Source organism: Lentzea sp. NPDC004789, from assembly GCF_053601075.1.
Genome location: NZ_JBSGBE010000021.1, coordinates 147,526 through 167,200, shown reverse-complemented (window position 1 = coordinate 167,200; position 19,675 = coordinate 147,526). Strand labels below are relative to the sequence as shown.

Here is a 19,675-nt window from a genome sequence, read left to right as displayed (position 1 = left end):
TGAGCGCTCCCTCAGCCGAAGATCTCGGTCTGGCGCTGGTGCGTCGTGTCGTTCCACTCGCACCGCAACCGGTTCTGCAGGTCCACGACACCGGGCAGCGAACGCACGAGGTGATCGGCGATGTCGATCTCGCTCTGCCGTTCGAGCCTTCCCTGCAGGGCCACCACGCCGTCGGTCACCTCGACGTCGATCGTGTCCGGATCCACCCACAGCGTGCGGCCGAAGATCTCGTCGCGGATCGTCGCCCTCAGCTCGTCGTCCTCGCGCAGGTAGAGCTTCAGCAGGTCACGTCGCGACAGCACGCCGACGAGCGCTCCGTCGCGGTCCATCACGAAGAGCCTGCGGACGCCGGCCGCGGCGAGTTCCCTGGCCGCGGCACTGGCCGACGTGTCCGGCGCGACGCTCTTCACCGGGCTGGTCATCACGTCCCTGGCGGTGAGCCCGGCGGCCTGCTCCCAGCGGTGCTTCGCATCGCGCCCGGCGAACAGGCCGGGTGCCTCGGCGGTGCCGCCGCGGAACTCCTCCTTCGGCAGCAGATCGGCCTCGGACACCACGCCCACGGGGAAACCACCGTCCAGCACCGGCACAGCGCTGATCGCGTGCTCTTCCAGCAGCTGCACGAGGTCCTTGAACGGCGTCTCGACGTCTGCGCTGATCACCTCACGAGTCATCAGCGAGGAAACAGTCGGTTCACGCATGACACACCCTCCGGTGATCCGTTCGTTCACGTGTGCTCCAGCGTTGTCGCGGGCAAGGCGGCCGGACACGTGCCAAAGGCGTCGGCGGCCGGGACGGCGGTCCCGGTTCGCAGAGGACCTAGGCCCCTCACCCACACCCGGTGGCGCTGCGAGGTTTGAGCGTGGAACTGGAGACCTGGAGGTGAGCCGGATGGACCGCGGTCAGCCGGACGAGAACACGCTGCGGGCGGCGGTGGCCCTCGCCTGCCGTGCGCCGTCGGTGCACAACTCCCAGCCATGGCGCTGGGAAATCGGGCATCACAGCCTGCACCTGTACGCCGATCGCTCCCGCAACCTGCCCGCGATCGACCCGCTGGGCGCCGACCTGATCGTCAGCTGCGGCGCCGCGTTGCACCACCTGCGCGTCGGACTGGCGGCGCTGGGGTGGCGGGCGATCGTGCACCGCCTGCCGAATCCAGGCCGGCCCGACCACCTGGCCGCGATCGAGTTCCAGCCGCGTGAGCCGAACGAGGCCCACGTCGCACTCGCGGCCGCGATTCCACGCCGGCGCACGGACCGCCGCGCGTTCTCGTCCTGGACGGTGCCCACGGGCATCATCAGTCAGCTGGTGGCAGCGGCGCGGGCGGAAGGCGTGGAGGCGCAGGAGGTGCTGGGCCGCGGCCGCGACGAGCTGTTGATGGCCATCGCCACGGCCGCCGCCACGCAGGAGGCCGATCCGGCGTACCGGGCCGAGATCCGCGAGTGGAGCGGCGTCTACCCCGGCGCCTCGGCGGGCGTGCCAGCGGCGAACATCCCCGCGGGTTCCCGCCAGTACGGGAACCTCCAGATGCGCGAGTTCGCGCCAGGTGAGCTGCTGCAGACCGACCGGCTGCTGATCAGCCAGGACGCCGGATCCCTGCTCGTGCTCAGCACCTCCTCCGACGACGACCTGTCCCGCCTGCGGGCAGGTGAGGCGACGAGCGCCGTGCTGCTCGAGGCCACCTCGGCCGGCCTCGCGTCCTGCCCGCTCAGCCAGCCGCTCGAGGTGGTCGAGACCAAGGAACTCGTCCGCGACCACGTGCTGGGCGGCTCGACCTGCCCCCAGCTGGTGATCAGGGTCGGCTGGGCCGGGTTCAACGCCGACCCGCTGCCCGCCACGCCCCGCCGTCCCCTCGTCGACGTTCTCACCCGTCAGGAGCGCTCATGAGCAACTACATCCGCGACTTCAGCACGCTCGGCAAGGACGACACCGCCGTCGCCGGCGGGAAAGGCGCCAACCTGGGCGAGCTGACCAGGGCGGGACTGCCGGTGCCGCCGGGGTTCGTCGTGACGGCCGAAGCGTTCCTGACGTCGATGAGCCAGGTCCGCGACGACCTCACGACCGAGCTGGTCATCGCGCTCGACCGCTCCACCTCACCCGAGCGCCTCGCCGAAGCCGCCGACCGGATGCGCGAGCTGGTGCGCAAGGCCGGCATCTCCGACGACGTCCGCCACGACGTGCTGCAGGCCTACCGCGACCTCGGCCAGGACGAGTCCGTGGCGGTGCGGTCCTCGGCCACCTCCGAGGACACCGCCGGTGCCTCGTTCGCCGGGATGAACAGCACGTTCACCAACACCAGGGGCGCGCACGCCCTGCTGGACAGGCTCCTGGACTGCTGGGTGTCGCTGTTCGGCACGCGTTCCGTCGCGTACCGGGCCGAGCAGGGCATCACCGACGAGCCCGCGATCGCCGTCGTGGTGCAGAAGATGGTGAACTCCGAACGGTCCGGCGTCATGTTCACCGCCGACCCGTCCACCGGAGACCGCGACCGGATGCTCGTCGAGGCGTCGTTCGGGCTCGGCGAGGTGGTCGTGAGCGGCTCGGTCGAGCCGGACACCTACGTGTTGCGGCGCAACGGAGATGTGGTGTCCCTTGTGGACACACGGATCGGCCGCAAGACCCACAAGATCGTGCGCGGCCCGGACGGGACGGACCAGCGCGTCGACCTCGACGCCGAGTCCTCTCACGCGCAGGTGCTCACCGAGGCCGAGGCGATCGCGATCGGCCAGCTGGGCGTCCGGGTGCAGCGGCACTACGGCGAGCCGCAGGACACCGAGTGGGCCATCGCCGACGGCAAGACCTGGCTGGTGCAGTCCCGGCCCATCACCACGCTGCCAGAGACCGCCGTGACGCTGGACGGTCCACTCGTCGCCGGGCTGGCCGCCTCCCCCGGCATCGCGTCCGGACGAGTGCGGGTGCTGCGCTCCCCCGACGAGGGCGGCCGACTGCGCGACGGCGAGGTGCTGGTGGCCGAGATGACCAACCCCGACTGGGTGCCGACCATGCGCCGGGCGTCCGCGGTGGTCACCGACGGCGGCGGCATCACCTGCCACGCCGCCATCGTGGCCCGCGAACTGCGCGTGCCCTGCGTCGTGGGCACCGGTTCGGCCACGTCGGTGCTGAAGGAGGGTCAGCAGATCACCGTCGACGGCAGCGCGGGCGAGGTGCGTGCGGGCTCGGCCCCGATCACCACCGCGCCGCGCATCGTCGCCCCCGCGGTCCCCGCCACCGAGGCCCTCGGTACGCGCGTGTACGTCAACCTCGCCTTGCCCGAGCACGCCGCCGAGGTCGCCGCCATGCCCGTCGACGGCGTCGGCCTGCTGCGCGCGGAGTTCATGCTCACCGAGGCCCTCGGCGCCGAACACCCGCGGCGGTTCCTCGCCCAGCACGGCAGCGAGGACTTCCTCGACGCCATGACCGCGTCACTGCTGCAGATCACCCACGCGTTCGCGCCGCGCCCGGTCGTCTACCGCACGACGGACTTTCGCACCAACGAGTTCCGCGAGCTCAAGGGCGGTGACGAGTTCGAGAAGCACGAGCACAACCCGATGATCGGCTACCGCGGCTGCTACCGGTACGTCGACGACCCGATGCTCTTCGCGCTGGAGCTCGAAGCGCTCGCGAGGGTTCGGGAGCAGACACCGAACCTGCACCTGATGATCCCGTTCGTGCGCACCAAGTGGGAACTCGAAGCGTGCCTGGAGCAGATCGACCGCGGCCCGCTCGGCCGCCAGCGCGGCCTGCACCGCTGGGTGATGGCCGAGGTTCCCTCGGTGGCGTACTGGATTCCCGAGTACGCGCGGTCCGGCATCGACGGGATCTCCATCGGCAGCAACGACCTCACCCAGCTCGTGCTCGGTGTAGATCGCGACTCCGAGCTCTGCGCGGACCTGTTCGACGAGTCTGACCCGGCCGTGCTCGACATGATCGGCCGCATCGTCACCGCCGCCCGCGACGCCGGTATCACCTCGTCGCTGTGCGGGCAGGCACCGTCCAACAAACCGGAGTTCGCCGAGAAGCTCGTGGAGTTCGGCATCACCTCGATCTCGGTCAACCCCGACGCCGTTCCCGCGGCGCGAGCGGCGATCGGGTCCGCCGAACGCCGCCTGCTGCTGCGCAACGCCCACTGACCCCTCGACCAGGAGACCATCATGCCAGTTCGCGTTGCCATCAACGGGTTCGGTCGCATCGGGCGGGACGTGCTGCGCGCCGCCATCGACCGCAACGACACGGCGATCGAGATCGTCGCTGTCAACGACATCACCACGCCGGAGACGTTGGCACACCTGCTCGCCTTCGACTCGACGTACGGGCCGTGGCGCAGGCACGTTTCCGCAGAAGGGAACACCATTACCATCGGCGACCACAGCATCCTGGTCACCGCGGAGGAGGACCCGGCGGAGCTCAACTGGGGACTGCTCGGGGTGGACATCGTCATCGAGGCCACCGGCCGGTTCCGCACCAGGGAGACAGCCGGCGTCCACCTCGAACGCGGCGCGCGCAAGGTGCTGATCACCGCTCCCGGCAAGGACGTCGACGCGACCATCGTGCTGGGGGTCAACGACGACACATACGAGCCGGGCGCGCACAACATCATCTCGAACGCGTCCTGCACCACCAACTGTGCCGCCCCGATGGCTGCCGTGCTGGACGAGGCGTTCGGCATCGTCGAAGGCGTCATGACGACGATCCACAGCTACACCGGCGACCAGGCGTTGCTGGACCGTCCGCACAAGGACCTGCGCCGGGCACGTTCCGCCGCGGTGAACATCATCCCCACCTCGACCGGCGCGGCCCGTGCCATCGGCTCGCCATCCCGTCGCTGAACGGCAAGCTCGACGGACTGGCCGTGCGGGTGCCGGTCGAGGACGGATCACTCACCGACCTGACGGTCCGGCTCGCCGAGCCGGCCACCGCGGGACAGGTGAACCGGGCCTTCGCGCAAGCGGCGGCACAGCACCTGAAGGGAATCCTGCGCTACACCACGGATCCCGTCGTGTCGCGCGACATCATCGGCGACCCCGCGTCCTGCGTGTTCGACGCGTCGCTCACCAAGGCACAGGGCCACGTGGTGAAGGTGATGGGGTGGTACGACAACGAGTGGGGCTATGCCCACCGCACGGTGGACCTCGCGGACCGCGTCGCCCGCACGCTGCCGTGAGCGATCAGGTCTTCTGTTCGGCGAGCGCGTCGGCGATCGACGCGCTCCACTTCTCGATCTCGATCCAGTCGCGGAAGTCACCGAAGCGGCCGCCCATCGCGCGGAACAGCAGGGCACCGAACTTCCCGAACGCCGCCGCCGTGACCACGCCGGTGAACAGTCGGTGTTCCACCGGGGTGACGTCCATGAGCAGCTCGGCGAGGATGTCGTTCTCCTCCAGCATCGCCCACCTGTGCAGCGGGCCGCGCAACGCGCCGGGGGAACCGACGCTGAACAACCAGACCGGCTTTCCGGTCAGACTGCGGCGATTCGCGGTGACGAAGTCTGCGGCCGCCGGCAACCAGGACTGATCGTGCACCGCACTGCCGACCACGAACGCGTCGTAACCGGCAACATCGGTCACCTCCTCGACCGAGCGCAGCACCACTTCGTGTCCTCGCGCCACCAGCGCACCTGTGATCCACTCGGCGATCCCCGCAGTCGAACCCGCGGCACTCGCGTACGCCACCAGAATCCTCATCACTGCCTCCTCTCTCACCTTCCAGGATCGCCCTTGTGGAAGAACAACTGCAGTAGCCCGCGTCCCTGCCCAGGTGAGCACAAATGCTCTGTCCCAGCGCAATCGACGGTTCGAAAGTACTGGTATGGCTGAAGTTCTCGTCGCGTACGCGACAAAGATGGGTGGCACGAAGGAGATCGCAGAGGCGATCGCGGCACGGATCCGGGCGGCCTCGCACGAGGTGATCGTGCTGGATGCTGCGAAGGTCCGGTCGGTCGAGCCGTACAAGGCGGTCGTGCTGGGCAGCGCGCTCTACGCGGCCCGGTGGCGACCGGAGGCGGTGCGGCTGTTGAAGCGCAACGAACACCTGCTCGCGCGGAAGCCGGTGTGGTTGTTCCACAGCGGACCACTCGGTGCCGACCTCTCTGCGCAGAAGGCGCCGCGCAAGGTTCGTGAGATCGCCACGCGCATCGGAGCAGACCAGCCGATGACCTTTGGTGGCAGGCTCACCGAGCAGACCGCGGTCGGGTTCCTGGCACGGAGGATGGCTCGCGGACCGATGGCTGGCGACTACCGCGACTGGGACGCGATCGAGCTGTGGGCGCACTCGATCGCGCAGCACCTGGTCGCGGCGCGCTGAAGCTCCCGGGTTCGACCGGCTGTACGAGCTCACCAAGCACGCACAGCCGGTCTTCGCCTTTTCAACCGACCTGGCTCAACGGATCGCGAGCCGCAGGAATCTCCCGCGCCAGGAACGAATTCATCGAACGAACACTGTCCATTAACTGCGCCGGGAACACGATTGTCGAGTTGCGCTCGATCGCGATCTCGCCCAGCACCTGCAGGTTGCGCAACTGCAGCGCGATCGGGTGCCGGGCGATCACTTCGGCGGCCTCCGCGAGCTTGCCCGCCGACAGCGCCTCCCCCTCCGCTGCGATGATCTTGCCGCGCTTCTCGCGCTCGGCCTCGGCCTCTCGCGCCATTGCGCGCTGCATCGACTGTGGCAGCTCGATGTCCTTCAACTCCACCAGTTCGACCACCACGCCCCACCGCTCGGTCGTGGCGTCGAGGATCTCCTTGATCTTCTCGTTCAGGGTGTCGGTCTCGGCCAGCACGTGGTCCAGGGGCGAGCGTCCGACCACGTTGCGCACCGTCGTCTGGGCGATCTGGCTGATCGCGGCCTCCACGTTCTCGATCTCCACGATGGACTTCACCGGGTCCACCCTGCGGAAGTAGGCCACCGCCGCGACGCCGATCGACACGTTGTCCTTCGTGATCACCTGCTGCGACTGGATCGGCATCGTCACGGTCCGCAGGCTGACCTTTCTCATCTTGTCCGCCAGCGGAATCATGAACCGCCAGCCCGGCTCTCGCACGTTGTGCAGCTTGCCCAGCCGGAACACCACACCGCGTTCGTACTGCCGGACGATCGCCATGCCGAGATTGCTCACGACTTCCTCCCGAGTTCTGGTTGCCCTGCGCAACAACGGTCAACGCCCCCGGTGCCCGCCGCCCACCGTCTTCGTGCTCCTGCACGGCGGTCCCTAGGACCCTGGGGCCTCGCCGGGCCGCGCGTGAAGCTCGAAGCCATGACCACTGACACCGTGACGGCGTCGGACAGCGATCCGCGGGAGCCGCTGGACAGGCTCTTCCGCGACCTGCGCACCAGGCCGGCCGGTCTCTCCAGTCGTGAGGCCGCGCGAAGGCTGCTGGCCCACGGCCCCAACGAACTCACCCGGCGCAAGCGCCGGAACTGGCCGAAGCAGCTGCTCCGGCAGTTCACCCACCCGTTGGCACTGCTGTTGTGGCTTGCCGCCGGATTCGCCTTCCTCGCGGGCACGGCGGTACTCGGTGCCGCCATCATCGCGGTCGTCGTGCTCAACGCGGCTTTGGCGTTCGTGCAGGAACAGCAGGCGGAGAAGGCGGTCGAGGCGCTCGCCGCCTACCTGCCGGCGCACGCCTCGGTGGTGCGCGACGGGGTGCGCAGATCGGTCCCCGCCCGCGAGCTCGTGCCCGGCGACCTGCTGATCGTCGAGGAAGGCGACCGCGTCTCCGCCGACGCGCGGCTCATCGAGGGCGGCGTCGAGGTGGACCTCTCCACGCTGAACGGAGAATCGCTGCCCGCCTACCGCTCGGCCGATCTGACCGACGCCACCGGCCCCCTGCTCGACGCACGCGACCTGGTCTTCAGCGGGACCAACTGCACAGGTGGCGAAGCGCGGGCGGTGGTGTTCGCCACCGGTATGCGCACCGAACTTGGCCGCATCGCCGCACTGTCGCAACGCTCCGGACGGGACGAAAGTCCCTTGGAGCGCCAGGTCAAACGGGTCGCGTGGCTCATCGCCGCGGTCGCGGTCGGTGCCGGAGCGGCCTTCCTGCCGATCGGCGTGTTCGTGGCGGGACTGCCGTTGGCCGACTCGTTCAACTTCGCGATCGGGCTGCTGGTCGCCAACGTGCCGGAAGGCCTGCTGCCCACCATCACGCTGGCCTTGGCGGTAGGCGTGCGTGCACTCGCACGTAGCGGTGCCGTCGTCAAACGGCTCTCCGCGGTCGAAACCCTCGGTTCCACCACGGTGATCTGCACCGACAAGACCGGCACCCTCACGCAGAACCGCATGCGCGTCACCGATGTCTGGGCGGTCGGCGACAGGGCGGCGCTCGCCCGGTCGATCTCGGCCTGCAACAACGCGGACCTGGCCGACGGCACCGGCGATCCCACCGAACTGGCCCTGCTGCACGCCGCCGCCGAGGCCGGGGCCGACGTCTCCGCCGAGCTGCGAGCGGAACACCGGGTGCGGCAGTTCCACTTCGACCCGGCGCTGCGCCTGATGTCCACGGTGGACCACGAGGACGGACGCCTCGTGGTGAACGTGAAGGGGGCACCCGAAGAGGTCCTCGCCAGGTCGACCGGTGCGGACAGGGCTGAGGTCGAGCGGGTCGTCACCGCATTCGCCCGGCGCGGGTTGCGGCTGCTCGCCGTTGCCCGGCGGGAGTGCGACACCGTGCCCGAACGACGCGAGGACGCCGAACGGGACCTCGAGCTGCTCGGCGTCGTGGCGATGTTCGACCCGCCGCGCCCCGAGGTCGCTGAAGCGGTCGCGCGCTGCCACACCGCGGGCATCCGGCTCATCGTCGTGACCGGGGACCACGCGCTCACGGCGAAGGAGATCGCCCATCAGGTCGGCATCGCCCGCAACGGCATCCAGGTGCTCACCGGTGCCGACGTGGAACACAAGACCGATGCCGAGCTGGAGGACCTGCTGCGGGGCGGCGAGGAGCTGATCTTCGCGCGCAGCTCCCCCGAAGTGAAGCTGCGCGTCGCCGACGCGCTGAGCGCCATGGGCAATGTCGTGGCGATGACCGGCGACGGGGTGAATGACGCCCCTGCGTTGCGCCGCGCCGACATCGGCGTCGCGATGGGCGTTGCCGGCACCGACGTGGCCCGCGAGGCGTCCACGATGGTGCTCACGGACGACAACTTCGCGACCATCGTCACCGCCGTCGAGGCGGGCAGGCGGGTCTACGACAACGTCCGCAAGTTCATCCTCTACATCTTCGCCCACGCCACGCCCGAAGTGATCCCGTTCCTGCTGTTCGCCCTGTCCGGCGGCGCGATTCCGCTGCCGCTCACCGTGTTGCAGATCCTCGCGATCGACCTCGGCACCGAGACCCTGCCGGCACTCGCGCTCGGCCGTGAGCCCGCGGAACCGGGCATCATGAACCAGCCGCCCCGGCGGCGGACGGACAACGTGATCGACGGCCGGATGCTCTGGCGGGCCTGGGGAGTGCTGGGCGGGTTGTCCGCCCTGTTGGTGCTCGGCGGGTTCTTCCTCACCCTCGTCGGTGGTGGGTGGCACCCCGGTGACGCCGTTGGTGAAGGCACGCCCCTGCACCACGTGTGGGTGCAGGCGACGACCATGTCGTTCCTCGGCATCGTGGCGTGCCAGATCGGCACGGCCTTCGCGTCTCGAACGCAATACGCGTCGCTGCGCTCCATCGGTCTGCTGAGCAACCGGTTGTTGTTGTGGGGCATCGCGTTCGAGGTGGTCTTCGCTGCGGCGGTGGTGGCCTTGCCTCCGCTGCAACACGTCTTCGGCACCGCTGTGCCGCCAGTTCCGCATCTCGCCGTGCTCGCGGCGTTCCCGGTGGTCGTGTGGGGAGCCGATGAGCTGTGGCGGTGGCGTCAACGCACACCCGGCCAGAAAACAATCGGGAGGTAACGATGTCTGCTGTGCACGTTCCTGTTCGGACCTGCACCGACGTGGGTGCGGCGTCGCTCGCCGTGCTGCGCATCGCGACCGGGTTGCTGTTCCTGTGGGCGTTCGTCGACAAGGCCTTCGGGCTCGGCTACGCCACGCAGTCGAAGAACGCCTGGTTCTCCGGAGGATCGCCCACCAAGGGGTTCCTCGGCCGGGTCGACGTCGGCCCGTTCCAGTCCACGTTCCACGACTGGGCCGGTGCCTGGTGGGCGGACACGCTCTTCATGGTCGGGCTGTTCGCGATCGGTGTGGCGCTGGTGCTCGGCATCGGTCTGCGGATCGCCGCGGTCACCGGCACGGTCATGATGCTGCTGATGTGGGCCGCCGAATGGCCGCCTGCGCAGCACAACGCGGCTGGCGAGCTGACGATGTCGACCAACCCGGTCATCGACTACCACGTCGTGTACGCGCTGGTGCTCATCGTGGTGGCGGCGACGGCTTCCGGCGCCACCTGGGGCCTGGCCCGCTGGTGGGGCGACCTGCCGGTCGTCCGGGCCAACCCCTGGCTCAAGTGACCACAACGCGAAATGGGGCACCGCGGCCGCGGTGTCCCATTTCCGTCCGCGCTAGTGTCGGTCCATCTGCTCGGCGAGCACGGGCCGCATCAGGAGCACCGGGCAAGGAGTGTGCCGGACGAGTGCCTGGCTCGTCGAACCGAGCACCATGCCGCTGAGTCCGCCAGTGCCGCGTGCCCCAACGACGAGCAGGCTCGCTCCCTCGGCGAACTCCAGGAGTCGCTGCGCCGCCGAACCGTGCACGACGTGCCGCTTGACATCGACGCCGGGGTGCCGGTCCGCACAGGCCTCCAGCCGCTGGGCGACCGTCGCCTCGCGCACGACGTCGAGCTCAGACCACACGATGCCTACGGACTCGGCGATCCTCGCCGTCCCCAGCGGTGGCCGCCAGGCGTGCACGGCCACCAGCTCGGTGCCGCGCGCCTCGGCTTCCTCGAACGCCCTGTCGACGACGTACCAGTTCTCCGGCGCGCCGTTGACCCCGACGACCACTGGCCCGTGCGGCGTCGGATCATCACCTCTTACGACGACAACCGGGCATTTCGCGTGACATGACAACGCCATCGCGACCGAGCCGAGCACCAGCCCGGCGAACCCGCCGAGGCCGCGTGAGCCGACCACGACCAGCGCCGCGGTCGCTGACTCGTCCTGCAGCAGGCGGGCGGCGCGTCCGACCTCGACGCGCAGTTCGACCGGTGTGCCCGGTGCGAACTCACCTGCCACCGAAATGCCGGCGTGCACCCACCGCATCGCTTCCTCGTGCAACGCCTGCCGCGCGGCGCCTGACCGGTCCAAGGCCTCCGCGGGCAACGGCAGTTCCGCGTGCACGATGCGCAGTGGCGCGGTTCGACGCGCCGCCTCGGCCGCCGCCCAGCGGACCGCGTCCAGTGCGGAGTCTGATCCGTCCAAGCCCACGACAACCGTGTTCGTGTGTCCGATGGGGACAGTCACGACTCACCTGCCCGTCCACTCCGGCGCGATCCGCTTCCACTCGTTGGTCCACTGGCGTGAGCGGAACCTCTTGTGCGCGAACCTCGCGACGAGGTACAGCAGCGCCATCGAGCCGGCGGCCGCGCTCCACAGCAGGAGGGCGAGCACGATCGCGTCGAGCGCGGCGCCCGCGGTGGTGATCGGAGGATCGGTCACGCTGCCACTCCGGTCGACCCAGATCGGCACGGTGGCCCCGGTCTTGGCGTCGTAGTGCACTTGGACGGGCCCCTGCCGAGCACTTCCGTCCGGCAGCCGCCACCTCGCGAGCACGGCCACCGTCTCGACCACGCCACCCCGCTCGGTGGAACCGAGCGTGGGCGGGGCGTCCTCGACCAGGACCGCCTCCGCGCGGGACTTGCTCACCTGCTCGACGGCGACGCGCTCCCGCTTCGCCGCGAAGATCTCGGAACCGGTCGCGCCGGCGACGGGCACGGCCAGCAGCGCGACCGCGACGCCCAGCACGAGCACCGTGCTCTCGATCCGGTCGCCGGTGGTGGCGAGCTTGTTGCGGTAGGGGAAGGCCTGATGGACGAGTCTGGACATCGGTTTCGCGGTCATGGTCCACCTCCAGTCCCAAGATTTCCGGGTGGACGCCCCGCTCCCCAGGGACCAACGTCTCGACCCCGCTGAGCCCGTGGTCTCGGCCGGAGAGGAGTCCCCGTGCGGTGTTGATGGCGTCGGTCGCGGAGAAGTCTGGAGCCACCTTCGAATCCGGGAGAACGCCATGACCACGCCACTCCTCGCCGCCGGCGACCAGCGCTACGCCGACGTCCGCGACCGGGCGCTCGCCGCGATGCTCGCCGAGGAGGACGCGGCGGAGGAGCTCGGCCTGAACCCGCTGGAGCGCGTCTCGTGCCGTCTGCACCGCCGCTGGCTGCACCACTGCGTGCACTCGGCCGACCACGTCATCAAGGTGACCGGCCACCGCTGGTGCCGCGACTGCTCGTCCACCGCGTCGGTCGGCGTCGACGAGCTGACCGGTGACGTGGTCGTTCGGTGCGAGACGTGCCGCCGGACACCGGACACCTCCGCGACCCGCCAGATCGTCCGCGTGTGCCGGGCGAGCCTCTCGGCGGCGCAGGGCTTCTTCCCTGACCAGACGATCGCGGGAGCGGTCCGGACAGCGTGTCGCTTCGGCGCGGACTCTCGTGTGGCTGCTTGAATCCACGTGTGACGGCTGCTTCCTTCGTCATCTCGTGTGTCGCCGTACTCGTTGCGGCTGCGGCCTTGTGGTACACCCGCGGCCAGAAACTCGCTGCCGAACAGTTCAACCTCGTACATCACAACAAGAGCGCGTATCTGTTGCGTGACGACGGAACCGAAAGTGCGTACGGCGTGCACGTCGACGCTCACGCGAGGCGATGTCGACTTCGCCGAATTCACCGCCGGTGACGCGCACAAGTTCATCCTCGCCAGATCCTTGGCCAGCGCCGCCGATCACATCACCGTCACCTGGCACCACGAACCGGATCTCTCGGGCCCTCCGCGCTCGACGAAGCTGCACGTGTAGCCGCAGGGATCGAGCTCAGCCGGACCGGACGTCGAGCTCACCTGCCCGGTCCGGCACCTCGCGCTGCAACGTGCGCGCGGTGCGCTGGTAGCCCTGCGACGGCGGCCGGTGCGGCAGCGTGATCTCGGGCGGGGTCACCTCGTGGTAGTCGATCGTGGTCAGCAGGTGCGCGATCATGTTGATCCTGGCCCGCCGCTTGTCGTCGCCTTCCACCACATACCAGGGAGATTCGGCGATGTCGGTGTGCACCATCATCTCGTCCTTGGCCCGCGAGTAGTCCTCCCAGCGCGTCAGCGACTCCAGGTCCATCGGCGAGAGCTTCCACCGCTTCAACGGGTCCCTGAGCCGCTTGCGGAACCGGCGTTCCTGCTCGGCGTCACTGACGGAGAACCAGTACTTGCGCAGCAGGATGCCGTCCTCCACGAGCATCCGTTCGAAGGCCGGGCACTGTCTGAGAAACAGCCGGTGCTGCTCCGACGTGCAGTAGCCCATCACTCGTTCGACACCCGCGCGGTTGTACCAGCTGCGATCCAGCAGCACGATCTCGCCCGCCGCCGGCAGATGCGCGACGTAGCGCTGGAAGTACCACTGAGTCCGTTCCCGCTCGCTCGGCGCGGGCAGCGCGACGATGCGGGCCACCCGCGGATTGAGGTGCTCGGTGATGCGTTTGATCGCCGAACCCTTGCCCGCCGCGTCCCTGCCCTCGAACACGACCACGAGCCTCGCTCCGGTCTCGCGCACCCACTCCTGCAGCTTCACCAGTTCGGTCTGCAGGCGGTACAGCTCCTGCTCGTAGACGTCCCGCTTCAGCCTGTCCATCGGCGTCTCCGCCACTTGTCCAGCTCCACCAGCACGTACGAGACCGCGCTGAGCACCAGCACGACCAGCCAGGGCCGCCAGGCGAGCGGAGCCGTGTGGAACAACGAGTTCATGAACGGCGCATAGGTGAGCAGCAACTGCAGGCCGACGGTCAGCGCGACCCCCACGAGCAGCCACCGGTTCGGTCCGGTGCGCGGCCGGATGTGCTCGAGCGACCGGCAGTTGGCCAGATACGCGATCTGGGCGCCGACGAACACGTTGACCGCGACGGTTCGCGCGACCTCCAGCGACGCGCCCGCCGAGAGCTGCCAGCGGAACGCGCCGAACGAGCAGGCCAGCAGGATCGCGGACACGAACAGGATCCGGCCGACCAGGCTGCGCGTGAGCAACGGCAGAGACGGCGGTAGCGGCGGGCGGTTCATCACGCCGGGTTCTCGTGGTTCGAAGGCCAGCGTCAGTCCCAGTGCGACGGCGGTGGTCATGTTGATCCACAGGATCTGCACCGGAAGGATCGGCAGTGCCGCGCCGAGCAGGATCGCGGCGAGGATCACCAGGCCCTCTGCCATGTTGGTTGGCAGGGTCCAGATGATGAACTTGCGCAGGTTGTCGAAAACCGCGCGACCTTCCTCGACGGCGGCGCGGATCGAGGCGAAGTTGTCGTCAGTCAGCACCATGTCCGCCGCCTGCTTCGCGACCTCCGTGCCGCCGCGGCCCATCGCGACGCCGATGTCCGCGCGACGCAGCGCCGGTGCGTCGTTGACGCCGTCCCCGGTCATCGCGACGACCTCGCCGCAGGCCTGGAACTGCTTGACCAGCCGCAGTTTCTCCTCGGGGGCGACGCGGGCGTGCACGTCGGTGATGCCGAACTCCGCGGCGATCGCGCGAGCGGTGGCCGGGTGGTCACCGGTGATCATCTTGACCTCGATGCCCGCCGCCTGGCAGGCGTGCACGGCCTCGATCGCCTCGAAACGGGCCGGATCGTGCATCGCGACGAGCCCGAGCAGCCGCACGTTGCCGCGCAGGCCTTCCTCGGTCAGCTCGACGCCCTCGGCGCGGCCGATGGCGAGCACGCGCAGTCCGGCGGCCGCCAACGAGTCCGCTTCGGCGCTGTGCGGCAGTCCTGCGAGGTCGAGCAGCTTCTCCACCGCGCCCTTCAGGTAGATCACGTCGTTCTCGTGCCTGGTCGCCATGAACAGCCGCTCGGAGCTGAACGGCAGCACGTCGACGCGTGCCGTCAGGTCCGAGGAGTCCAGCCCGACCTTGCGGGCGGCCACCACGAGTGCGGCCTCGGTCGGATCGCCGACGGGCAGCCAGCGGCCGTCCTCCTCCACGATCCGCGCGTCGTTGCAGGCGAGCCCTGCGAGCAGGCACTCGCGCACCGCCGGGGTCACCGGAGGCGTGAAGGTTCCCGTTGGCGTGTAACCGATGCCGGACACCTCATGCCGCACGCCGCCGACCACCACGGCGTTCACGGTCATCGCGTTCGCGGTCAAAGTTCCCGTCTTGTCCGTGCAGATGACCGTGGTGCTGCCCAGCGTCTCCACGGCGGGCAGGCGCCGGATGATCGCGTTGCGCCGTGCCATCCTGGCCACGCCGATCGCGAGCGTCACGGTGACCGCCGCCGGCAGGCCCTCGGGGATCGCGCCGACCGCCAGCGCCACGGCCGCGGTGACCATCTCGGCGAACGGTTCGCCGTGCAGCACGCCGACCACGACGCTGAACGCCGCGAGGCCCAGGATCACGACCGTCAGCACCTGGCTGAAGCGCGCGAGCTTGCGGGTCAACGGGGTCTGTACGGTCGCCGTCGTGCTCACCAGCCGGTGCACCCGGCCGATCTCGGTCTCCGCGCCGGTGGCCACCACGACCCCGCGCCCGCCTCCCGCCGTCACCAGCGTGCCGGAGTAGGCCATGTTGGCCCGGTCGGCGAGCGCGGTCTCCGGCGGCAGCACGAGCGAGTTCTTCGCAGACGGCACCGACTCCCCCGTCAAAGCCGACTCGTCGACGCGCAACTCTCGCGCACCGACCAGCCGGAGGTCGGCGCCGACCTGGTCGCCCGCGTCGAGCAGCACGACATCGCCGGGCACGAGCTCGGCCGACGGGACGCGCGCCGTGACGCCGTCGCGCACCACGGTGACTTCGGTGCGCACCATCGCGACCAGCGCGTCGAGCGCCTTCTCCGCACGGGCTTCCTGGACGAAGCCGATGATCGCGTTGATCACGACCACGCCGAACACCACGGAGGCGTCGACGACCTCGCCGAGCGCGGCGGTGATCGTCGCGGCGGCAAGCAACACGTAGATCAACGGGTGGTGCAGCTGCCCGAGCAGGCGCAGCGTCCAGGGCTGTCCCCGCCGGGGCGGCAGCTCGTTCGGCCCGAGGTCGTCGAGCCGCTGCCGCCACTGCGCCGTCGACAGCCCGGTGTCCTGGTCGGTCTCGGCGAGCACGACGACCTCCGGCACCGGCAACCCGTGATGGGCGACGTCGTCGCGGTCAGCCGTGGTGACCGGCATGACCAGCTCGCAGGTGCGGGTCGTCGTGGCTGATCGCCCGCAGGACGTCGCGCCGCGTGACCACGCCGAGGAGCCGGCCGTCACGCAGGATCGGCACGCTGAGCACCTCGCGGAGGGTCATCGCGTCGTACAGCGTGGTCGCCTCCATGTCCGGGCCGACGGTCAGCACGGGTTGCGACATCACGTGCTCGACCTTGCAGGTGGCGCTCGCGCAGGCCGCCTTCGTCACCACGCCGAGGAAGAGTCCTTGATCCGACACGGGCAGCACGGTGAGACCGAAGTCGTCCATGAGGCCCTCGGCGTGGCGGGCGAAGTCACGCGGCCCGACGGTCACGAGCGGACCGGCCGGCACGTCCAGTGCCTTCATCGGGCCGCCTCCGCCGGCTCCCGGTCGGTCACCGGGATCACGACGACCGGCGAGTGCGCGTGCCGCACGACGTGCATGCTCGTCGAGCCCAGCACGATCTGGCGCATCCAGTGGCCGGTGTGCGAGGCGACGACCAGCAGCGCCGCGCCCTCCGACGCCTTCTCCAGCACCTCGGCCGCGTAGCCGCGCAGGCTCCGCTGGACGATCTCGGGCAGCTCCGTGCGCCCCTGCGACACTGCGCGCACGGCCTCGCCGATCAACGCCTCCGACTCGGCCTGGGCCTGCTGCACGGTCGTCTCCCGCCAGTCGGCCAGGGGCTCGTAGTTCCAGGCGTTGACGACGTGCAGCGGGCAGCCGCGCACGACGGCCTCGTCCATCGCCCACCGCAGCGCGTCGTTCGACGCCGGGGTTCCGTCCACTCCCACCACGACGGGGTTTGCTGTCGTGCTCATCTCGTCCTCCTCAGTTGCCGCAGAAACGGGTCGGTCGGTCGTGCCGGTGCGACGCGGATCCTGGCGTCCACCACCAGGCAGCCGGTGCTCGTCACGACGAGCGGGTTGATGTCGAGCTCGGTGATCTCGGGCAGTGCGGCGGCGAGATCCGCCACGCGCAGCAGCACGTCCCGCACAGCCGCTTCGTCGGTCGCCGCGAGCACGGCACCGGCGGCGCGGTAGCCGCGCATCAGGTCATCAGCGTCCGTTGTGGACAGTGGAGCGAGTGCGGCGGCACGGTCGTCGATCAGGTCGGTGTCGACGCCGCCGAGCCCGGTGACGACCAGCGGACCGAACTTGGCGTCGGTGGCGACGCCGACGAGCAGCTCCCGTTCGCTTGACGCCATCGGCTGCACGAACACCCCGCGCAGGCGGTCACCGAAACGGTCCCGCAAGGCGCGGAACGCCTCCGCCACCGCGGCCTCGCCGGCGACGCCGAGCACGACGCCGCCGCCCTTGCTCTTGTGCAGCAGGTCGTCCGCAACGGCCTTCATCGCGACCGGGCAGTCGTAGGCGCGTTGTGCGGCCACCGCGTGTTCCTCGGTCGTCGTCAGGGTTCCGCCCAGCACCGGCAGCCCGAACGCCTTGAGCAGGCGCACCACCTCGTCCGGCGGCAGCCAGCCCTCCGGGTTGCGTGCGACGATGCCCTGCGCGGTCCGCAGGTCGACGTCCGCCTGATGCGTGAGCTCCCGCGGCCGGTCGAGCCACTCGGCGCGGTCCGCCAGCCGGGCCAGCGCGGCCGCGGCGCGGGCCGGCTCGGCACAGCAGGGCACCTCGTCCGCGAGACGTTCGGTCTGACCGGTGCGCACCGCGAGCACCGGCTTGCCGGTGAGCCCGTGCACACCGCCTGTGGGGTCGCCGAGCGCGGTCGGCACGGTCACTGTGATCACCGCGTCCACCGCGGGATCGGCGCCGACGACGTCGAGGCAGCGGGCGAACGTCTCCTCGTCCACGACCGCGGTGGTGTCCACCGGGTTGTGCAGGCTCGCCGCCGGTGACAGCAGACGGCTCAACGAGTCCACGGTCGCGGGGGACAGCTCCGCCATCCGCAGCCCGTTGCGGACGCACGCGTCCACGGCCAGCACACCGAGACCGCCCGCGTTGCTCAGCACGGCGACCGACCTGCCTCCAGGCACCGGTTGCCGCAACGCCAGCACGACGTCGACCAGTTCCGGCACGCTGTCGACCGTGATCACGCCGGCCTGCCGGAACAACGCGTCCCTGGTGACCGAGGGCGTGGCCGTCGAGGCGGTGTGCGAAGCGGCGGCACGCTGCCCGGCCTCGCTGCTCGCCGCGCGAATCGCGATCACCGCCTTGCGCCTCGCGACCTCGCGGGCCAGCCGGGAGAACTTGCGCGGGTTGCCGAACGACTCCAGGTACAGGGCGATGACCCGCGTTTCCTGGTCCTCCTTCCACCACATCAGCAGGTCGTTGCTGCTGATGTCGAGCTTGTCGCCGGTGGAGACCAGACCGGACAGCCCCAGGCCGAGCCGTCGCAGCTCCTCCTGCACGGCGATCGCCACCCCGCCGGACTGGGTGACCAGCCCGATGTCGCCCGCGAACGTGTTGTGGGCGGCGAACGTGGCGTTCATCCGCACCGCGGGCGAACTGGTCGACACCCCGAGGCAGTTCGGGCCGACCAGGCGCATCCCGTGTGCGCGAACGGGTTTCATGAGCTCGTCGGCGTCGACTCCCGACGAGATGACGACCAACGCGCGGACACCTCGGCGTCCGCACTCCTCGGCGACGCCGGGCACGGCTTTCGCCGGAACGCACAGCACCGCGAGCTCCGGGGCCTCCGGCAGCGCGGTCACCGAGCTGTAGCAGTCCACGTTCGCCACCGACTTGGCGTGCGGGTTGACCGCGTACAGGTCACCGGTGAAGCTGCCGTCCACGAGGTTGCGCAGCACGGCGTGGCCCACCGAGTCCGGCGACCGGCTCGCTCCCACCACGGCGATCGACCCCGGCCGCAACACGTGGGTCAGGCTCGCCACGTCCGCCTTCGCCTCGCGTTCGGCGACCGCGTCGAGGTAGCGCTCGCAGGGCTCCAGCCCGAGGTCGACGTGGACGACGTCGCCGTCGGGAACGACCGTCCATACCAGACCCATGTCGGTGAACACCCGCAGCATCCGGAAGTTCATCGTGAGCACCTCTGCGGTGAACTTCCGCACGCCTCGCTCGCGGGCCAGCGAGGCCAGGTGTTCGAGCAGCAGCGTGCCGACCCCGTGCGCCTGCTCGGCGTGCGACACCACGAGCGCGACCTCGGCGCACTCCGGGTCGTTTGTCACGACGTAGCTCGCCGCGCCGAGCAGACGTCCCTCCCGCAACGCGCCCAGCACCATGTGCCGCGGCTCGTCCGGGGACACCATCCGCTGCACGAAGTCCTCGAGCTGCCGCGGTGAGGTGCTGAAGAACCTCAGGTACTTGTCCTCCACCGGGAGCGACTTGTGCAGGTCCAGCAACGTCGTGACGTCACCCGGCCCCAGCTCGCGCACCTCGACGACCGAGCCGTCGGTGAGAAGCGCCCGTACGGGCGCCAGCTGCCGGTCCATGTCGA

General features: G+C 69.9%; 17 protein-coding genes and 1 pseudogene. 8 read left to right on the top strand and 10 right to left on the bottom strand.

Annotated features, from left to right (window positions below; genetic code table 11):
• Positions 1–11: 11 nt before the first annotated feature.
• Positions 12–698 (bottom strand): CBS domain-containing protein, encoded by a 687-nt coding sequence (locus ACWEIJ_RS37020; protein WP_449841915.1) that lies wholly within the window; start codon positions 696–698, stop codon positions 12–14.
• A gap of 190 nt (positions 699–888) precedes the next feature.
• Between ACWEIJ_RS37020 and ACWEIJ_RS37015 the strand changes: the two genes are divergently transcribed.
• The 3 genes and pseudogenes from ACWEIJ_RS37015 (at position 889) to gap (ending at position 5,158) form a co-directional block, all read left to right on the top strand.
• On the top strand, positions 889–1,884 hold the full coding sequence (locus ACWEIJ_RS37015; RefSeq protein ID WP_449841914.1) for an Acg family FMN-binding oxidoreductase: 996 nt from the start codon (positions 889–891) through the stop codon (positions 1,882–1,884).
• Positions 1,881–4,127: a phosphoenolpyruvate synthase gene (gene ppsA, locus ACWEIJ_RS37010; protein WP_449841913.1), complete on the top strand. Its 2,247-nt coding sequence runs from the start codon at positions 1,881–1,883 to the stop codon at positions 4,125–4,127. The genes ACWEIJ_RS37015 and ppsA overlap by 4 nt, the downstream gene beginning before the upstream one ends.
• Positions 4,128–4,148: 21 nt before the next feature.
• Positions 4,149–5,158, top strand: a pseudogene (gap, locus tag ACWEIJ_RS37005) (type I glyceraldehyde-3-phosphate dehydrogenase).
• 4 nt (positions 5,159–5,162) lie between these two features.
• Here gap and ACWEIJ_RS37000 read toward each other — a convergent pair.
• Positions 5,163–5,678 (bottom strand): flavodoxin domain-containing protein, encoded by a 516-nt coding sequence (locus ACWEIJ_RS37000; protein ID WP_449841912.1) that lies wholly within the window; start codon positions 5,676–5,678, stop codon positions 5,163–5,165.
• Positions 5,679–5,802: 124 nt separating this feature from the next.
• Between ACWEIJ_RS37000 and ACWEIJ_RS36995 the strand changes: the two genes are divergently transcribed.
• A complete protein-coding gene (locus tag ACWEIJ_RS36995) occupies positions 5,803–6,297 on the top strand; it encodes a flavodoxin domain-containing protein (RefSeq protein WP_449841911.1) in 495 nt (164 codons plus the stop codon).
• 61 nt (positions 6,298–6,358) lie between these two features.
• On the opposite strand, the gene ACWEIJ_RS36990 is transcribed toward ACWEIJ_RS36995, so the two are convergent.
• Positions 6,359–7,108, bottom strand: a complete 750-nt coding sequence (locus ACWEIJ_RS36990) for a slipin family protein (RefSeq protein ID WP_449841910.1) — start codon at positions 7,106–7,108, stop codon at positions 6,359–6,361.
• Positions 7,109–7,246: 138 nt separating this feature from the next.
• On the opposite strand from ACWEIJ_RS36990, the gene ACWEIJ_RS36985 reads away from it, so the two are divergent.
• Positions 7,247–9,877: a cation-translocating P-type ATPase gene (locus tag ACWEIJ_RS36985; protein ID WP_449841909.1), complete on the top strand. Its 2,631-nt coding sequence runs from the start codon at positions 7,247–7,249 to the stop codon at positions 9,875–9,877.
• 2 nt (positions 9,878–9,879) lie between these two features.
• Positions 9,880–10,431, top strand: a complete 552-nt coding sequence (locus tag ACWEIJ_RS36980; RefSeq protein ID WP_449841908.1) for a hypothetical protein — start codon at positions 9,880–9,882, stop codon at positions 10,429–10,431.
• Positions 10,432–10,482: 51 nt separating this feature from the next.
• Here ACWEIJ_RS36980 and ACWEIJ_RS36975 read toward each other — a convergent pair whose 3' ends face one another.
• Both ACWEIJ_RS36975 and ACWEIJ_RS36970 read right to left on the bottom strand, forming a co-directional pair.
• Positions 10,483–11,346: a universal stress protein gene (locus ACWEIJ_RS36975; protein WP_449841927.1), complete on the bottom strand. Its 864-nt coding sequence runs from the start codon at positions 11,344–11,346 to the stop codon at positions 10,483–10,485.
• A 39-nt stretch (positions 11,347–11,385) separates the two neighbouring features.
• On the bottom strand, positions 11,386–11,979 hold the full coding sequence (locus tag ACWEIJ_RS36970) for an Rv1733c family protein (protein ID WP_449841907.1): 594 nt from the start codon (positions 11,977–11,979) through the stop codon (positions 11,386–11,388).
• 166 nt (positions 11,980–12,145) lie between these two features.
• On the opposite strand from ACWEIJ_RS36970, the gene ACWEIJ_RS36965 reads away from it, so the two are divergent.
• Entirely contained in the window at positions 12,146–12,583 is a 438-nt protein-coding gene (locus ACWEIJ_RS36965; protein ID WP_449841906.1) for a hypothetical protein, read from the top strand.
• Between the two features lie 162 nt (positions 12,584–12,745).
• Positions 12,746–12,931: a hypothetical protein gene (locus ACWEIJ_RS36960; RefSeq protein ID WP_449841905.1), complete on the top strand. Its 186-nt coding sequence runs from the start codon at positions 12,746–12,748 to the stop codon at positions 12,929–12,931.
• Between the two features lie 15 nt (positions 12,932–12,946).
• On the opposite strand, the gene ppk2 is transcribed toward ACWEIJ_RS36960, so the two are convergent.
• Genes ppk2 through ACWEIJ_RS36935 form a run of 5 tightly spaced genes read right to left on the bottom strand, consistent with a single transcriptional unit; the run spans position 12,947 to position 19,670 of the window.
• On the bottom strand, positions 12,947–13,750 hold the full coding sequence (ppk2, locus tag ACWEIJ_RS36955) for a polyphosphate kinase 2 (protein ID WP_449841904.1): 804 nt from the start codon (positions 13,748–13,750) through the stop codon (positions 12,947–12,949).
• A complete protein-coding gene (locus tag ACWEIJ_RS36950) occupies positions 13,738–16,260 on the bottom strand; it encodes an HAD-IC family P-type ATPase (protein WP_449841903.1) in 2,523 nt (840 codons plus the stop codon). Before ACWEIJ_RS36950 ends, ppk2 begins: the two co-directional genes overlap by 13 nt.
• Positions 16,241–16,627, bottom strand: coding sequence for a CBS domain-containing protein (locus ACWEIJ_RS36945; RefSeq protein WP_449841902.1), 387 nt, complete (start codon positions 16,625–16,627; stop codon positions 16,241–16,243). The genes ACWEIJ_RS36950 and ACWEIJ_RS36945 overlap by 20 nt, the downstream gene beginning before the upstream one ends.
• The gene (locus ACWEIJ_RS36940) at positions 16,624–17,079 is read right to left on the bottom strand and encodes a universal stress protein (RefSeq protein WP_449841901.1); all 456 of its coding nucleotides are present in this window, start codon (positions 17,077–17,079) and stop codon (positions 16,624–16,626) included. The genes ACWEIJ_RS36945 and ACWEIJ_RS36940 overlap by 4 nt, the downstream gene beginning before the upstream one ends.
• Positions 17,076–19,670 (bottom strand): bifunctional acetate--CoA ligase family protein/GNAT family N-acetyltransferase, encoded by a 2,595-nt coding sequence (locus ACWEIJ_RS36935; RefSeq protein ID WP_449841900.1) that lies wholly within the window; start codon positions 19,668–19,670, stop codon positions 17,076–17,078. Before ACWEIJ_RS36935 ends, ACWEIJ_RS36940 begins: the two co-directional genes overlap by 4 nt.
• Positions 19,671–19,675: the final 5 nt, after the last annotated feature.